We start from the raw sequence: 15,018 nt of genomic DNA, 5'->3' as shown, positions 1-15,018 counted from the left end.
CGAAAAGCGAGGCTTTGCCCATGCCCAAACCAGATCCCTTCGGGTTCGATATGTCGGTATCCGCGTCGAAGAAGAAAAATCCGCGCGGTCGCCGGGGCATGTCAGGTGCCTTCGAAACGTCGACCCGCGTCTGCGATCATGACGGTTGCCAGGAAGCGGGACAGTACCGGGCGCCCAAAAGCCCCGATATCCTCGATGACTTCTTCTGGTTCTGCAAAGACCACGTGCGCGAATATAACCTGAAGTGGAACTTCTTCGACGGCGCGACCGAGGCGGAATATATGGCCCAGGTCGACAAGGACCGGGTCTGGGAACGCGAGACCAAGCCGTTCAAGCGGTCGGCCGAGGAACGGGCCTGGGCCCGGCTGGGCGTCGATGACCCGCATCAGGTTCTGGGCGAAAACGCCACCCGCAATCCCGGCCGCGCGGCGGGCGCGGGCCGCAAGCTGCCCCCGACCGAACGCAAGGCGATCGAAATCCTTGATGCCAAGGACAACATGACCAAGGCGGAAATCCGCAAGGTCTACAAATCGCTGATCAAGGTGCTGCACCCGGACATGAACGGCGGCGACCGCAGTCAGGAAGAACAGCTGACCGAGGTGGTCTGGGCCTGGGATCAGATCAAGGTCAGCCGCCACTTCAAGGACTGACCCCGCGCCGGGCTATCCCCGCGCCAGTCGCCCCATGCGGGGCCGCCGGCTTTGCGGGCTGTCGTCAGTCCCGGTGAAAATACTGTCCCGTTCCTTGCGCCATGCCCGGAACAGGACATGGATCGCCGACAGGTTCAGAACCCACAGAACCGCCAGAATGGGCGCGCCTGCCAGCATCACCACAAAGGTGAACGGCCCGAACATCGTGCCATAAAGCGGCAGCGCCAAGGTGCCCGCGACAACCGGACCGGTGATCGTGGCGATCACCCCGCCGCGTGCTGCCCGCAGCGCCCCCTGCATCCCCGGCAGGCCAAACCGGTCCCGCGCGACGAACAGCCCCGTGGCCGCGCCGATCGCCCCGGCGACCACGATCCACTGTTCATAGGCCGACATGGCGTGGGACAGCCCGGCCCCATGTCCGATCCGCGCAACCGCGACAAGGCTGATCCCCGCGCCAAAGGCGGCGATCAGCGCATAGGCAAGCCAGCGACATTTGTCGCCGTCTGTCGCCCCTGTCAGTTTTTGCAGGTGTCGCTTCATCGGATCCGGATTTGGCAGGTTGCACCTGATGAATGCGGCAATTCCGCCTGCCAATCCAGAACTTCCTGAAGTCCTTCACATTTTTCAACAATTTTCGGGATAATTGTCCCCGCGCGGGGTGCAATATCAGGCCCTGAAACGCATTGTTTGCGGGCCGGTGGAATCGGCCGCGCCCGGCGCAAGAACGTCAGGCGGCCCGGAACACAAGGCTGACCCCATTGATGCAATGCCGCTTGCCTGTCGGGGCCGGGCCATCGTTGAAGATATGCCCAAGATGCGATCCGCAGCGGCGGCAATGGCATTCGGTCCGGGTGGTGAACAGGGTGTTGTCCTCTTTGGTGCCGATGGCATTGGGCAGCGATTGCCAGAAGCTGGGCCAGCCGGTGCCACTGTCGAATTTATGGGCCGAGGAGTAGAGCGCCAGATCGCAGCCGCGGCAGTGATAGACGCCCGCGGCATAGTTCTTGTCCAGCGGGCTGGACCCGGCCCGTTCCGTCGCTTCATGCCGCATGACCCGATATTCAAGGTCGGACAGCATCGCCCGCCATTCCGCGTCCGTGCGGGTCACCTCGAAACTCTGGGCGCGCAGGGCGGTGGCGGCGGGGGCCAGAAGGCTGGCAAGGCCAAGACGGGTAAACATGCGACGGTTCATAACGGGGTCCTTTCCTGTTCGTGCCAGCAATATCAGGCCCACCCCCGCCCCGCCCAGTCGCAAGCCCGTGACGCACGTCCTTGTGACAGGGCGTGAAGGTTCCGCCGCGGATCAGGCGAATTTCCCCGGCAAATGTCGCCGCTTGGCCTTTCCCTTGCCGCCCCGCCCGTTATGTTGCATCCCGAATCCGACGAAAGATATTTCAGGAAAGCCTGCCGCATGTCCGACCTTACGCTTGACCCGCAGATGAAACCGACCGAGGAAATCTCGGTTCGCGAGGTGTTCGGTATCAATACCGATATGACCATCAAGGGCTTTGCAGAGCGGTCAGACCGGGTGCCGGAAATCGACCCCACCTACAAGTTCGATCCCGAAACCACGCTGGCGATCCTTGCGGGCTTTGGCTGGAACCGCCGGGTGATGATCCAGGGCTACCACGGCACCGGGAAATCCACCCATATCGAACAGGTCGCCGCCCGGCTGAACTGGCCCGCCGTGCGCGTCAACCTTGACAGCCACATCAGCCGGATCGACCTGATCGGCAAAGACGCGATCAAGCTGCGTGATGGTAAGCAGGTGACGGAATTCCACGAAGGCATCCTGCCCTGGGCGCTGCGCAATCCCGTTGCCATCGTGTTCGACGAATACGACGCCGGCCGCGCCGACGTGATGTTCGTGATCCAGCGGGTTCTGGAACACGACGGCAAGCTGACCTTGCTGGACCAGAACGAGATCATCACCCCGCACAAGTATTTCCGCCTGTTCGCCACGGCCAACACCGTGGGTCTGGGCGACACGACGGGCCTCTATCACGGCACCCAGCAGATCAACCAGGCGCAGATGGACCGGTGGAGCCTTGTGTCCACCCTCAACTACCTGTCGCATGACGCCGAGGCCGCGATCGTCCTGTCGAAATCGCCGACCTACAACACCGCCGAGGGGCGCAAGACCGTCAGCCAGATGGTCACCGTCGCCGACCTGACCCGGACCGCCTTCATGAACGGCGACCTGTCCACCGTCATGTCGCCCCGGACCGTGATCAACTGGGCCCAGAACGCCCAAATCTTCCGCGACGTGGGCTATGCCTTCCGCCTGTCGTTCCTGAACAAATGCGACGAACTGGAACGGCAGACGGTCGCCGAATTCTACCAGCGCTGCTTTGACGAGGAACTGCCAGAGTCGGCAGCCAGTGCGAGCCTTGGCTAAGGCGCTTCATATCGCCCTTGGCCTTGCCCTTTTGGGCGGGGCCGCGCAGGCGCAGGGGTTCGACACCCTGCCCGAAGATCAGCAGATCGGCTATTGCGCGGGCTTCTACCTTGCCGAAGGCGCGCATCTGGGCGCGGACCAGCCGCTGGCGGCGGGCTTTGTCGCGCTGGCCGCCCGCACATCTGGCCAGGCCGAGGCGGATGTCGCGGCCAAGCTGGAGGGCACGACCCCGATGCTGGTTCCCTTCTTCCAGACCTACGACAGCAACCCCTCGGCACAGGCGATGATCGACCAGTCGCGCGCCTTCTGCGAAGGGCTGGCGGCGGGCTATGACGAAACAGCGGGCCTCTTGCCATGAGCAAACCCAGCGACAACCCCGCCGATCCGTTCAAGAAGGCGCTGGCCGAGGCGACCAAGGTTCTGGCCGACAATCCCGAATTGTCGGTCACCTATTCGGTCGACCCACCCGGCCTGTCGAACGACAGCGTGCGCCTGCCGCAGGTCAGCCGCCGCATGACCCGCGACGAGGTGCTTCTGGCGCGCGGCACGGCGGATGCCTTTGCGCTGCGCCACAAGTTCCATGACGAGGCTGTCGCCAACCGCTACATGCCGCAGGGCCAGATGGCCCGCGATCTTTACGACGCGATGGAGGCCGCCCGGGTCGAAGCCGTGGGCGCGAAATACATGCCCGGCACGGCGGGCAACATCGACGCCAAGATCGGGAACGAGGCCGCCCGCAAGGGATATGACCAGATCACCCAGGCCTCGGACGCGCCCCTGTCGGTGGCCGCGGGCTACCTGATCCGGCATCTGGCCACCGGCCGCCCCCTGCCCCGCGGCGCCGACAACGTGATGGAACTGTGGCGCGGGTTCATCGAGGATCAGGCCGGCGGCACGCTGGACGGTCTGACCGAGGCGCTGGACGACCAGAAGGCATTCGCCAAATTCGCGCGACAGGTCATCTCCGACCTCGGTTATGGCGACCAGCTGGGCGACGACCCGGACATGGAGGACGACGAGGCCCCCGACGACGCCAGCGAAGAGGCGGCAGAGGACGACCCGGACTCGACCGGCGAGGACCAGTCCGAGGAAGAGCAGACCGAGGCCAGCCCCGAGCAAAGCCAGGAAGAAACCCAGGACGACAGTCAGGCCGAGGTCTCGGCCGATGACATGGCCGACGCCGAACTGGACGAAGAGGCGGAAATGCCCGAGGGCGAGGCCCCGCTGGAGCCGCCGCCGCCCGCCCCCATTTCCGACGCCGACCCGGACTACAGCGCCTGGCTGACCGACTTCGACGAAGAGATCGGTGCCGAAGACCTTGCCGAACCGGCCGAACTAGAACGGCTGCGCGCCTATCTTGACCAGCAGTTGGAACCGTTGAAGGGCGCGGTGTCCCGGCTGGCCAACAAGCTGCAGCGCCGCCTTCAGGCCCAGCAGAACCGCAGCTGGGAATTCGACCGCGAGGAAGGCATCCTTGACGCGGGCCGCCTTGCCCGCGTGGTGGCCAACCCGACGACGCCGCTGTCCTTCAAGGTCGAAAAAGACACTGAATTCCGCGACACCGTGGTGACGCTGCTTCTGGACAACTCCGGTTCGATGCGCGGACGCCCGATTTCCATCGCGGCGATCTGCGCCGATGTGCTGGCCCGGACGCTGGAACGCTGCAACGTGAAGGTGGAAATCCTTGGGTTCACCACCCGCGCGTGGAAGGGCGGGCAAAGCCGCGAAAAATGGCTGGCCGATGGCCGCCCGCTGCAACCGGGCCGCCTGAACGACCTGCGCCATATCATCTACAAATCCGCCGATGCCCCGTGGCGGCGGACCCGGCCCAACCTTGGGCTGATGATGAAGGAAGGGCTGCTGAAGGAAAACATCGACGGCGAGGCGCTGGAATGGGCCTATCGCCGGATGATGGGCCGCCCCGAGGCGCGCAAGATCCTGATGGTCATTTCCGATGGCGCCCCGGTTGATGACAGCACCCTGTCGGTCAACCCGGCGAACTATCTGGAAAAACACCTGCGCGACGTTATCGCCATGGTGGAAAAGAAGAAATTCGTTGAACTGATCGCCATCGGCATCGGCCATGACGTGACCCGCTATTACAACCGCGCGGTGACGATCACCGATGTGGACCAGCTTGCCGGGGCAATGACCGAACAATTGGCCAGCCTGTTCGACAGCGACCCGCGCAAACGCGCCCGTGTGCTGGGGATGCGCAGGGTCGGATAACCGCCGTCAGACGATGGGAAGGCCGCAGATGTTTCAGACCTTCGATGAAAAGGCCGATGGGTCCAAAGGGCCGGAACGGCTTGCCGCGCTGCGGGCCGGGATGGCGGCTGCGCGGCTGGATGCCTTCATCGTGCCGCGCGCCGATGCCTGGCAGGGCGAATATGTGGCCCCCTGCGACGAACGGTTGGCATGGCTGACCGGTTTCACCGGATCGGCCGGGTTCTGCGCCGTTCTGGCCGATCAGGCGGGGGTCTTTGTCGATGGCCGCTACCGGGTGCAGGTCCATGACGAGGTGGCGGATGTCTTCACCCCCGTCGACTGGCCCGAGGTGCAGCTGGGCGACTGGCTGACCGAACGGTTGGCCCCTGGCGCGGTGGTCGGGTTCGACCCCTGGCTGCATACCGTGGCCGAGGTCGACACCCTGCGGAGCACGCTGGAAAAGAAGGGGCTTACCCTGCGGGCGACGCCCAACCTGATCGACCCGATCTGGCCCGACCGCCCCGCCCCGCCCGATGCGCCCTTCTTCGCCTACCCGATTGAAAATGCGGGCGAAACCAGCGTGGACAAACGGGCACGTCTGGGCAAATCCCTGTCCGGAAACGGCCAGACCGCCGCCCTTCTGTGCCAGCCCGATTCCATCGCCTGGCTGCTGAACATCCGCGGCGCGGATATCGAAAAGAACCCGGTGCCCCAATCCTTCGCGATCCTGCGCGCGAACGGCACTTGCGCCCTTTATGCCCGCGACGGCAGGGCCGACGCGATCCGGGATCACCTTGGCGCCGAGGTCACGGTTCACCTGTTGGACGACCTGACCCGCGACCTTGCGGACCTGACCGGGCCAGTCCTGATCGACCCGAAATCCACCCCCCGCGCGCTGGCCGATGCGCTGGCGGGCGCAAAGGTGGCCACGGAAGACGGCGCAGACCCCTGCGCCCTGCCCAAGGCCCGCAAGAACCCGACCGAGCTGAAGGGCATGCGCGAGGCGCACCTGCGCGACGGCGCGGCCATGTGCCGGTTCCTGCACTGGCTGTCCGAGGCCGCGCCCAAGGGCACCCTGACCGAGATCGACGTGGTCACCGCGCTGGAAGGCTTCCGGCGGGACACCAACGCGCTTCTGGATATTTCCTTCGATACGATCGCCGGAACCGGGCCGAACGGGGCGATCATGCATTACCGGGTGACGAACCGGACCAATCGCGCGCTAAAAGACGGCGATCTGATCGTGGTGGATTCCGGCGGCCAATACATCGACGGGACGACCGACATCACGCGGACGATGGGGATCGGCACGGTCGGGGCGGACGAACGGCGCTGCTACACCCGGGTCCTACAGGGAATGGTCGCCATTTCCCGCGCCCGCTTTCCCAAGGGGGTTGGCGGACAGCATCTTGATGCGCTCGCCCGCGCGCCGCTTTGGGCGGACGGAATGGATTTCGACCACGGCACCGGGCATGGGGTGGGCGTCTACCTCTGCGTCCACGAAGGGCCGCAGGGGCTGTCGCGCCGGTCCTCCGTGCCGCTGGAGCCCGGCATGATCCTGTCGAACGAACCCGGCTACTATCGCAACGGGGCCTTTGGCATCCGGATCGAAAACCTTGTGGCCGTGACCGACCCCGCCCCGTTCCCCGGCGGGGATGCACATCGGGCGCTGATGGGCTTTGAAACGCTGACCTTCGTGCCGCTGGATCGCGGGCTGATTGACGCATCCCTCCTGTCACCAGACGAAAAGGCTTGGATTGATGCCTATCATGCGGATACGTTGGCGCGGATCGGACCGCGGCTGGATGGCGCTGCGTCCGACTGGCTGAAGGCGGCCTGCGCGCCGCTCTGACGCACCACCGTTACGAAAACGGTTCAGACTGCCCCGCACGATGGCGACCCGCCTTCGTGGCACGGGGTTCCTATGACAGACGACGAGGGAGAAACGACAATGACCGACCATATCAAGATCCGCCCGGCAGATGGCACATGGGTGGTTCGCGCCGGCGGGGCCGTCATCGGCGAAAGCAAGGCGGCGCTGGAACTGGTCGAAGGCGACTACCCGCCAGTCATCTATTTCCCGCGTGACGACATCGCGATGGCCTTCCTTGACGCCTCGGCCACCGGGTCGCATTGCCCGTTCAAGGGCGACGCTGTCTATTTCAACATCATCGCGAAAAGCGGCCCGATCAACGACGCGGCGTGGAGCTATGAGACCCCGAAAGAGGTGGCGAAGGAGATCGCCGGATATCTGGCCTTCTACCCGTCCAAGGTTGCCGTCGAACAGGTCTGATCACGCGGACCTTGCCCAAAGCCCCCCCGATCATGCAGACTTCCCCCATATTTCATTGGGGGATAGTCATGATCCGTTTTCTTGCCGCTTTCCTGTTTTCCGCCCTCCTGCCCTTTATGGCGCAGGCGCAACTGTTCCCGGACCCGGACAGCACCACGGTCAACGATTTCTCGGGCCTGATCGACGACGAAACGACGGTCCGGCTGGTCGAAACCTTGACCAAGCTGGAAGCCGAGACCGGTGTCGAACTGACCGTCGTCACCCTGTCGTCGCTCGCCTATTACGCCGAAGACATGACCGTCGAAGAATATGCCCGCGCACTGTTCGACCATTGGGGGGTGGGCAAGGCTGCAACCAATGATGGCATCCTGATGATGGTCTTCCGCGACGACCGCGAGCTGTGGATCGAACTGGGCCTCGGCTATGACAACAACTGGAACTACGAAGCCCAGGGAACGGTCAACACAGATATCTTGCCCCAGTTTCGCGACGGCAACTATTCCGCGGGGATCGAGGCTGGGGTCGAGGGGCTGATCCGGCGGATCGTGACCCCGTTCAAGGCAGGCGCCGATGCCCCGGAACGCAGCGGCGGCGGGACCAATGGTTTCGCGATCCTTGCGGCCTTCCTCGGCATCCCGATTGCCCTTGTTGCCGGTGGCTTTGGCTTTGCCGCATGGCGGCGACGCAATCAGCCCTGCGAAAGCTGCGGCCAGAAAGGGCTGAACCGGCAGAAGGAAGTGCTGACCAAGGCAACCCGCGGCCGAAAGGGCGAGGGACGGCTGACCCTGACCTGCCCGCATTGCGGCCACGTCGCGACAAGCACCTATGCCATCGCGGCCCTGTCAACGTCGTCGAACAGTTCCAGCTCGGGCGGCAGTTTCGGGGGCGGGTCATCCGGTGGCGGAGGCGCGGGCGGAAGCTGGTAGCCCTCCCGCCCGGCCCCGCACACAGGTCAGAAGCGGAAGCTGACCCGCGCGCTGACGCTCATCGCTTCAACGTCAATGCCGCTGCCCGCGAAGTCGTCGAACTTGTGCTGAAGCACCTCGCCCCCGATGGTCAACTGGTCGGACAGTTGGTAGTCCAGCCCGATCCCGCCGAAGTATCCGGTGTCCTTGTCGTCAATCGCGCCCGAGGTGGTCAGCTGCGCCGCACCGGCGGTCAGATAGGGCATGAACTGGCCCGCGTCATAACCAACACGCGCCTTGGCTCGTGCCACGCTGTCCACCGACAGCCCGCTGACGTCATCGGTGATATCGGCGCCCGACAGCTCCAGCTCGCCGCCCAGGACGATGCTGCCGAGATCCTGAAGATAGCCCGCGTGCACGCCATAGGTCAGCCCGTTGACCTCGTCCCCAAGGGTCGAGGACCCGGTGACATCGGCATAGCCAAGCGATCCACCCGCATAGAATCCGGTCCAGTCCCCGCCCGTCGCGACAGGGGCAGGCGTGATGACCGGCATCGGCGCCGGTTCGATGATCGGCTCGGTTGGGCCGCCCGCAAAGGCCGGGGCGGCAAGCGCGGTGGTCAGCACCATCGCGGAAAGGGTCGGAAGTGTCTTCTTCATGAGGCTTGTCCTTACTGTCTCGAGTCCTGCCCGCCGCAGGGTCGCGACGGGTGATCCTGTGATCGGACCCTAGGTGAAACCGCCGCAGCCACTTTCCAAGCCCCCCGGAAAATCGCGGCGCAAAGCCGCTGAAACACCCGGATACAACTGGCAAACTTCTGCCCGCGGGCACGCGCCGGCCCCATCCATCCCAGCCCAAGGCAGCGTTTCGCCGACGGGCTGGCGGCAACCGGCCCACCAAAAACGACGCCCTGTCGCAATTGGGAAAGAATGGCGGATGAATCACTTGAATAGTCGGATCATCGGCCCAACCGGCCCCTCCGCAGGATCAAGATGAGCGAAACCAGCATCCTCGACCTCGTGACCCGCACCATCGGTGCGCGGCGGGGCCGTGCTGCGCGCGGCCGTCCGTAATCGGCCCCCTCGATCTTTTCTGCCCGCCTTCCCCGCTATTCCCCGTGTCCTGCTACAGGCTGATCCATGTCGATTGAAATCGAAACCCCGACCCCGTCCAACACCAGCGCCCGGGGCAGCCGCTCCGGTGGCCGCGCCGCCCGCAAGGCCGCCCGCGCCGCCCCCCTGTCCGATGATATGCGCCCGATCCGGCCCGGTATGCCGGGCGGCCAGTACAAGCCCCTGACCGATGCGCAGGTGGCCCGAATTCACGAAACCGCGCTTCAGGCGCTGGAACAGATCGGTCTGGCCGACGCGCCGCCCAGCGGGGTCGAGATCCTGACCGGCGCAGGCGCGATCCTTGGCGATGACGGGCGCATCCGCATTCCCCGCGCGCTGGTCGAAGACATGCTGGCCAAGGCCGCCCGCGGGATCACCCTGCACGGGCGCGACCCGGCCCGTGACCTGCACCTTGCTGGCGCCAATGTGCACTACGGCACCGCCGGGGCCGCGGTGCATATGGTTGACGTGGCCGGGAAAAACTACCGCGACAGCACAGTGCAGGACCTGCACGACGCCGCCCGGATCGTCGACCAGCTGGACAACATCCACTTCCTGCAACGCCCCATGGTGTGCCGGGACATCGCCGACAACCGGGAAATGGACCTCAACTCGGTCTATGCCAGCTGTGCTGGAACCACGAAACATGTGGGCGTCTCCTTCACCGATCCCGACTATGTCGGCGACGCGATGGAAATGTTGCACATGATCGCCGGGGGAGAGGCCGAATGGCGCGCCCGGCCCTTCGTGTCGAACTCCAACTGCTTCGTCGTGCCGCCGATGAAATTCGCCACCGAAAGCTGCAAGGTGATGGAGGAATGCATCGCGGGCGGTATGCCGGTGCTGCTTCTGTCCGCGGGCATGGCCGGGGCCACCGCGCCCTCGACCGTGGCAGGTGCGATCGTGCAGGCCGTGGCCGAATGTCTTGCGGGGGTCGTCTATGTGAACGCGATCAAGCCCGGACACCCGGCGATCTTCGGCACATGGCCCTTCGGGCTGGACCTGCGCACCGGGGCGATGACCGGCGGGTCCGGGGAACAGGCCCTGCTGACCGCAGGCTGCGCCCAGATGCACAAATTCTACGACCTGCCCGGCGGGGCCGCCGCCGGGATCGCCGACAGCAAACTGCCGGACATGCAGGCGGGCTGGGAACAGATGTGTTCCAACGTGATGGCCGGTCTGGCCGGTCTGAACATGGTCTACGAGGCGGCAGGGATGCATGCCTCTCTCCTCGGGTTCTGCCACGAAAGCCTGATCCTCGGGGACGACCTGATCGGGCAGGCGCTGCGCTGCGTGCGCGGGATCGAGGTGGACGACACCACCCTTGCGCTGGAACAGATGCGCGAGGTCTGCCTCGGCGGAACCGGGCATTATCTTGGGACCGACGCAACGCTCAGCCGGATGCAAAAGGATCACGTATATCCGACACTTGGCGACCGAACCTCACCCAAGGAATGGGCGGAAAAGGGCAAACCCGACCTGATCGAAAAGGCCACCGCGCGGAAAGAGCGGATCCTGTCCGAACGGGCCGCGGCCCGCTTCGACCCGGCCACCGACGCGGCGATCCGCGAACGTTTCCGCATTCACCTACCGGGCTAAGGGGGCGCTGCCCCCTCGGCCCGGTCCGGGCCTCACCCCCGGAGTATTTCTGGCAAAATGAGAGCCGTTAATGCCGCATTAAGGTTAACGGCGCAGATAGGAGGCACGGTACAGGCTGGAGAGCCGATGACCGTGCAAGGTGAGGGTTCAGACCCACCGTTTGGGGCAAGATGAGGCCACTCTCATTTTGCCCCAAATACTCCCGCCGGAGGCATCCGCCGCCTCGGCACGCGCAACGCCAAAACCATCGTGTCGCGGTGCCGATTTCAAGAATCGGAATGCGGCGGCAGCCGCGCAATTGGATTACACGCCGCCGGGGGTGCTGATCGTGCCGCCGCCGACCAGCGCCCGCACGCCTGTCGTAGCGGGGCCAGAGGTGGGCAATCCCCGCGCGACCCGCGCCGCAAGAAAGGCAAAGGCCTGCGCTTCCAGCATATCGCCGTCAAGCCCGACCGCCTCCACCGGCTCGACGGGGCAATCCAGACCGGCGGCGAGCATTTCCATCATTACAGGGTTATGCCGCCCGCCTCCGGTAACCAGAACGCGGTCCGGCGGGCGCGGGCAAAATTGCATCCCCTGCATCACCGCCGCCGCACTCATCGCGGTCATGGTGGCGGCGGCATCGGCATCGCCCAACTCCCGTACAAGATCCAGCATCAGGGAAAAATCATTCCGGTCCAATGACTTCGGCGGCACCTTCAGAAAATACCCCTCGTCCAGGAACAGTTCCAGCGCGCCATCGACCACCTGCCCGATTGCGGCCAGCGCCCCGTCCTGGTCATAGGGCTCTCCACGCCGTTCCTGCATCAGGTCGTTGATCGGCGCATTCGCCGGGCCGGTGTCAAAGGCCAGAAGCGCGCCCTCTGCCTCGGGCCGATTCTTGCCCGGGTCCACCCATGTCAGGTTGCCCACGCCCCCAAGGTTCAAAAAGGCCAGCGGCGCATCGGCGCCGATCCATTTGGCCAGCGCGAAATGATAGAAGGGGGCCAGCGGCGCCCCCTGCCCGCCCAGACGCACATCGGCGCTGCGGAAATCCCAAACCACCGGCAGGCCCAGCGCCTCGGCCAGGGCCGCCCCGTCGCCCAGTTGCAGCGTGCCGCATCCGGCCGGATCATGGGCCACGGTCTGCCCGTGAAAGCCGACAAGGTCGACCGGCCCGACCCCCGACAGCGCCTCAATATGGGCGGTCAATGTCAGTTCGGCCGCCGCAATGACTTCTGGCCCCTCCCACTTCCCAAGGGCCGCGCGCAGGATCGCTTGTTCCTCTGCCGAATAGGGGCGAAATCGGCTTTCGCCAAAGTCCAGAATCCGCTCTCCATCGGTGGTCAGCACCGCCGCATCCACCCCATCCAGCGAGGTCCCGGACATGGCCCCAAGCACCCGAACCGGTTCACCCTTCAACATCTGCTTTTCCTTGCGCTCCCTGCCGCTTATAGAGTGCCCCGACCAAAGCCGAAGGACAAGACGATGACCTACCATCCCAAATCCGATTTCATGGCCGTCATGATGGAACGCGGGTTCCTGTCGGACTGCACGGATTACCAGGGCCTCGACGAGGCATTGGTAAAGGGCGTCGTCCCCGCCTATATCGGCTTTGACGCCACCGCCAAGTCCCTTCACGTGGGCTCTCTCATCCAGATCATGATGCTGCGCTGGCTGCAAAAGACCGGCCACCAGCCGATCACCCTGATGGGCGGCGGCACCACCAAGGTGGGCGACCCGTCGTTCCGCGCTGATGAACGCCCGCTTTTGACGGCGGACCAGATCGACGACAACATCGCCGGGATCAAGAAGGTCTTTGCGGCCTACATCGACTATGACCGTGCCGAGAACCCTGCCCTGATGCTGAACAACGCCGAATGGCTGGACGGGCTGAACTACCTCGATTTCCTGCGCGACATCGGGCGGCATTTCAGCGTCAACCGGATGTTGTCGTTTGAATCGGTGAAATCGCGGCTGGACCGGGAACAGAGCCTGTCCTTCCTCGAATTCAACTACATGATCCTGCAGGCCTATGACTTTCTTGAGTTGAACCGCCGCTATGGCTGTCTGTTGCAGATGGGCGGGTCGGACCAGTGGGGCAATATCGTCAACGGGATCGACCTGACCCGCCGGGTGCTGGATCATGAAATCTACGGGCTGACCTCGCCGCTTCTGACCACCTCGGACGGCAAGAAGATGGGCAAATCCGCCGATGGCGCGGTCTGGCTGAACGCCGACATGCGCTCGCCCTATGAATTCTGGCAGTTCTGGCGCAACACAACCGATGCCGATGTGGGCCGGTTCCTGAAGCTCTATACCGAGCTTCCGGTCGAGGAGTGCAACCGTCTGGGCGCATTGGAAGGGTCCGAGATCAACGACGCCAAGATCGTTCTGGCGAATGAGGTGACGACCCTTTTGCACGGGGCCGAGGCCGCCGCCGCGGCCGAGGCCACCGCCCGCGAGGTATTCGAGAAGGGCGGCGTGGGCGATGACCTGCCCACCCTCACCCTGCCCGCGTCCGAGGCGGCAGAGGGCATTTCACTGGCCCAGCTTGTCGTCCGCTCGGGCCTTGCCAAGTCGGGAAAGGATGGCAAGCGCCTGATCGCCGAGGGCGGGTTGAAGGTGAACGACGAGACCTGCACCGATGCCGGTCGGATGTTCAGCGCCGCCGATATGGCCACCCCGGTCAAGCTGAGCGCGGGCAAGAAGCGCCACGCGCTGGTTCAACTGGGATAATCACCAGAGAACCCGAACCACAACCTCGCCGATCAACAACAGCGCGCCGCCCGCAAGGGCGGCCGCCGCCGCAAGCAGCGCCGCGCCCCGAACCGTCAACCGAACCGACGGGGCGGAGGTGCCATAGACGTCTGAAACGGATCGAGAATCGCTGCGGCTCATGCCCTGATTAACCGGGATTTAGGTTTCCTCTGCCTTAACGGCGGGGATGCAGATTACCGACGCCCTTCCTGACCCCCAGTTGCCGCTGCCCCTGCAGCAGCATCCGCAATTCGCCCAGACCCTCTGTGCGATGGGGCGGGACGCCTGTTGCCTGACGCTACGGTCCGGGCCGCACCGATTGGGTCACGCGGTCATGGTCGCACGCAATACCTTGGTCATGGGGCGGTTCGGATTGGTATCGCAGGGCCCCTATTGGGCCAATCCCCCCACCATTGCCGAACGGATCGACGGGTTCCGCGGCCTCTCGGCACAGGGCGTGCGCCTGATCAATGCCACCAGCGGCGAAGACGGGGCCCTGACCGATGCAGGGTTTCGTAAGGTGATGACCGCCGCCCATATCGCCCAACTGGACCTTCGCGGGGGCGAGGATGCCCGCCGCGCCCGGATGGATGTGAAATGGCGAAACCGCCTGTCGCGCGCGGAACGCAGCGGGCTGCGCTGGCGATCCCTGCGGTACGAAGGGGAGGCGGATCATTGGCTTTTGGCGGAAGAGGCGCGCCAGCAGAAGGCGAAAAAATACAAGGGGTTTCCGCCTGCTTTCTCGGCGGCCTGGGCCACCCAGAACCCGGGCAAGGCCCGTCTGTTCGTGGCCTATGACGGGCGGGAACGGGTCGCGGCCATGCTGTTTCTGATGCATGGGCCCGTGGCCACCTATCAGATCGGCTGGAACGGGGCGATCGGGCGGGAAATGCACGCCCATAACCTGCTGCTTGCGCGGGCGTCGGACTGGCTGGCGGACCGGGGCATTCGCCGGATCGACCTTGGCACCATCGACACCGAAGCCGCCCCCGGCCTCGCCCGGTTCAAACTGGGCAGCGGGGCAGAGGCGATCCCGTTGGGAGGAAGCTGGCTGCGCCTGACACGCGCGGGATAAGCCGGGAACGGTTTGCGGTTCCCCCGGCGGCCCGCAGGC

15 protein-coding genes are annotated in these 15,018 nt (G+C 64.9%); 10 read left to right on the top strand and 5 right to left on the bottom strand.

All coding sequences use genetic code 11. The annotated features are described in order from the left end of the window. Positions 1 to 20 precede the first annotated feature (20 nt). Positions 21 to 650, top strand: coding sequence for a J domain-containing protein (locus EU803_RS04625; RefSeq protein ID WP_129680294.1), 630 nt, complete (start codon positions 21 to 23; stop codon positions 648 to 650). A 12-nt stretch (positions 651 to 662) separates the two neighbouring features. Here the strand turns inward: EU803_RS04625 and EU803_RS04620 are convergent, their stop codons facing one another. Both EU803_RS04620 and msrB read right to left on the bottom strand, forming a co-directional pair. Then, positions 663 to 1,190, bottom strand: coding sequence for a hypothetical protein (locus tag EU803_RS04620; RefSeq protein WP_129680292.1), 528 nt, complete (start codon positions 1,188 to 1,190; stop codon positions 663 to 665). A gap of 187 nt (positions 1,191 to 1,377) precedes the next feature. Next, positions 1,378 to 1,842, bottom strand: a complete 465-nt coding sequence (msrB, locus tag EU803_RS04615) for a peptide-methionine (R)-S-oxide reductase MsrB (protein ID WP_129680290.1) — start codon at positions 1,840 to 1,842, stop codon at positions 1,378 to 1,380. Positions 1,843 to 2,061: 219 nt separating this feature from the next. On the opposite strand from msrB, the gene cobS reads away from it, so the two are divergent. The 6 genes from cobS to EU803_RS04585 all read left to right on the top strand — a co-directional run bounded on the left by cobS (position 2,062) and on the right by EU803_RS04585 (position 8,475). Continuing rightward, positions 2,062 to 3,048: a cobaltochelatase subunit CobS gene (gene cobS, locus EU803_RS04610; RefSeq protein ID WP_129680287.1), complete on the top strand. Its 987-nt coding sequence runs from the start codon at positions 2,062 to 2,064 to the stop codon at positions 3,046 to 3,048. Next, on the top strand, positions 3,041 to 3,406 hold the full coding sequence (locus tag EU803_RS04605; protein ID WP_129680285.1) for a hypothetical protein: 366 nt from the start codon (positions 3,041 to 3,043) through the stop codon (positions 3,404 to 3,406). The genes cobS and EU803_RS04605 overlap by 8 nt, the downstream gene beginning before the upstream one ends. Then, positions 3,403 to 5,277: a cobaltochelatase subunit CobT gene (cobT, locus tag EU803_RS04600; RefSeq protein ID WP_129680283.1), complete on the top strand. Its 1,875-nt coding sequence runs from the start codon at positions 3,403 to 3,405 to the stop codon at positions 5,275 to 5,277. Before EU803_RS04605 ends, cobT begins: the two co-directional genes overlap by 4 nt. Before the next feature lie 28 nt (positions 5,278 to 5,305). Next, positions 5,306 to 7,108 (top strand): aminopeptidase P family protein, encoded by a 1,803-nt coding sequence (locus EU803_RS04595; RefSeq protein ID WP_129680281.1) that lies wholly within the window; start codon positions 5,306 to 5,308, stop codon positions 7,106 to 7,108. Positions 7,109 to 7,207: 99 nt separating this feature from the next. Further along, the gene (locus tag EU803_RS04590) at positions 7,208 to 7,549 is read left to right on the top strand and encodes a DUF427 domain-containing protein (protein WP_129680279.1); all 342 of its coding nucleotides are present in this window, start codon (positions 7,208 to 7,210) and stop codon (positions 7,547 to 7,549) included. Between the two features lie 68 nt (positions 7,550 to 7,617). Continuing rightward, on the top strand, positions 7,618 to 8,475 hold the full coding sequence (locus EU803_RS04585) for a TPM domain-containing protein (protein WP_165352778.1): 858 nt from the start codon (positions 7,618 to 7,620) through the stop codon (positions 8,473 to 8,475). Between the two features lie 26 nt (positions 8,476 to 8,501). Here EU803_RS04585 and EU803_RS04580 read toward each other — a convergent pair whose 3' ends face one another. Further along, positions 8,502 to 9,113 (bottom strand): porin family protein, encoded by a 612-nt coding sequence (locus EU803_RS04580; protein WP_129680274.1) that lies wholly within the window; start codon positions 9,111 to 9,113, stop codon positions 8,502 to 8,504. A 480-nt stretch (positions 9,114 to 9,593) separates the two neighbouring features. Between EU803_RS04580 and EU803_RS04575 the strand changes: the two genes are divergently transcribed. Then, positions 9,594 to 11,165, top strand: coding sequence for a trimethylamine methyltransferase family protein (locus tag EU803_RS04575; RefSeq protein ID WP_129680272.1), 1,572 nt, complete (start codon positions 9,594 to 9,596; stop codon positions 11,163 to 11,165). A 303-nt stretch (positions 11,166 to 11,468) separates the two neighbouring features. On the opposite strand, the gene EU803_RS04570 is transcribed toward EU803_RS04575, so the two are convergent. Beyond that, on the bottom strand, positions 11,469 to 12,569 hold the full coding sequence (locus tag EU803_RS04570; protein WP_129680270.1) for an anhydro-N-acetylmuramic acid kinase: 1,101 nt from the start codon (positions 12,567 to 12,569) through the stop codon (positions 11,469 to 11,471). 63 nt (positions 12,570 to 12,632) lie between these two features. On the opposite strand from EU803_RS04570, the gene tyrS reads away from it, so the two are divergent. Next, positions 12,633 to 13,883 (top strand): tyrosine--tRNA ligase, encoded by a 1,251-nt coding sequence (tyrS, locus tag EU803_RS04565; protein WP_129680267.1) that lies wholly within the window; start codon positions 12,633 to 12,635, stop codon positions 13,881 to 13,883. On the opposite strand, the gene EU803_RS18510 is transcribed toward tyrS, so the two are convergent. After that, positions 13,884 to 14,045, bottom strand: coding sequence for a hypothetical protein (locus EU803_RS18510; protein ID WP_165352777.1), 162 nt, complete (start codon positions 14,043 to 14,045; stop codon positions 13,884 to 13,886). 46 nt (positions 14,046 to 14,091) lie between these two features. Between EU803_RS18510 and EU803_RS04560 the strand changes: the two genes are divergently transcribed. Next, positions 14,092 to 14,979, top strand: coding sequence for a GNAT family N-acetyltransferase (locus EU803_RS04560; protein WP_129680265.1), 888 nt, complete (start codon positions 14,092 to 14,094; stop codon positions 14,977 to 14,979). Positions 14,980 to 15,018 lie beyond the last annotated feature (39 nt).

This window comes from Loktanella sp. IMCC34160 (assembly GCF_004145845.1).
Lineage (GTDB): Bacteria > Pseudomonadota > Alphaproteobacteria > Rhodobacterales > Rhodobacteraceae > SELP01.
Note: the sequence above shows the minus strand (reverse complement) of the source record. Positions and strands in the feature narration are given on the sequence as shown.